The 1,159-nt window shown below is 66.7% G+C and carries 1 protein-coding gene and 1 pseudogene; one reads left to right on the top strand and one right to left on the bottom strand.

Annotation, left to right across the window (positions count from 1 at the left end):
* The coding region (locus AB0M20_RS44885; protein ID WP_364307723.1) for an extracellular solute-binding protein at positions 1 to 573 on the bottom strand (573 nt) is incomplete at its 3' end.
* A 244-nt stretch (positions 574 to 817) separates the two neighbouring features.
* On the opposite strand from AB0M20_RS44885, the pseudogene AB0M20_RS44880 reads away from it, so the two are divergent.
* A pseudogene (locus AB0M20_RS44880) lies at positions 818 to 1,159 on the top strand (murein L,D-transpeptidase); the annotation flags it as partial.

The following is a 1,159-nucleotide window of genomic DNA, read 5'->3' as shown; positions in this document are numbered from 1 at the left end:
CGGGATCGTGTAGCCGGCGTCCTTGAACTCGCTCGGCGAGTACCAGACGAGCGACTTCACGTTGGCACCCAGCGGCGCGGCGTAGAACTTGCCGTCGACGGTGCCGTAGGCCTTCCAGTCCTTGCCGAAGAACTTGTCCGTGTTGTCGGACGTCTCCTTCGGAGCCTCGACCACCTTGCCGGTGGCCACCAGCTGCTGCAGAAGACCAGGCTGCGGCACGTACGCGATGTCCGGCGGGTTGCCGGCCTTCGCGCGAACCAGGACCTGGGTCTCGAAGGCCTTGTCGCCCTCGTACTTGATCGTGACTCCGGTGCACTGCTCGAACGGCTTGTACGAGTCGATCTGCGGCTTGTCCTCCGGCGTGACGATGCTGGTGTACACCGAAACCGTCTTGCCCTTGAGGTCACCGAAGCTGGTGAACTGCGCGCAGTCGATGGCGGCAGCCGACGGCGTGTCGTCGCCGCCCGCGTCGTCGCCGCCGTCGCCGCAGGCGCCGAGGCCGAGCGTCAGCCCGACCGCCGCCGTGCCGGCGAGCGCGGCTCGCCACCGCGATCCCACGGAGTGTATTGACATGGATCTCCTCATTTCCTTGTCGCTCAGGTCCCTTGACACACCGTGACCGAGCGAAGCCTCACCGCGCATAGTCAAAAGGGATCGTGCAGGTTACGCAACCATTACCAGGGATCTTCCGCGTAACGATTCTCCCGGTCCCGGTTTCGTGCCATGGCTATCCGGATGACGGCACCTCGGGCGTACGTGTGCTTGCATGTCTGCACGCATTCCTGGGGAGGAAGAATTGGGAGTCCAGCGGACAATCGTGCGCATCGGCGCCATCGCGACCGCGGTGACCGTCGGTTCGGGCGTGGCGGTGGCCGGCTCGCCGGCGCAGGCCGCACCGCGCGTCACGACGGGGGTCGTCGTGGTGGCCAAGGCCGCCGCGGCGTCGTGCGCGACGGGTAAGTACCAGAAGCAGGTCGAGGGCTACCTCAAGAAGCTGGGCGGCTTCGGGTCGGTGAAGGTGGACGGAAAGCAGTCCGCGACCGACTGCAAGGCCATCAAGAAGTTCCAGAGCCGGTACGGCATCCGGCCGGCCGCCGGGCTCGCCGGGCCCACCACGCACGGGGTGGCCAAGCGGCTGGCGAACACGAAGACGTCGAGC

It is taken from the genome of Actinoplanes sp. NPDC051633 (genome assembly GCF_040681735.1).
GTDB lineage: Bacteria > Actinomycetota > Actinomycetes > Mycobacteriales > Micromonosporaceae > Actinoplanes.
Note: the sequence above shows the minus strand (reverse complement) of the source record. Positions and strands in the feature narration are given on the sequence as shown.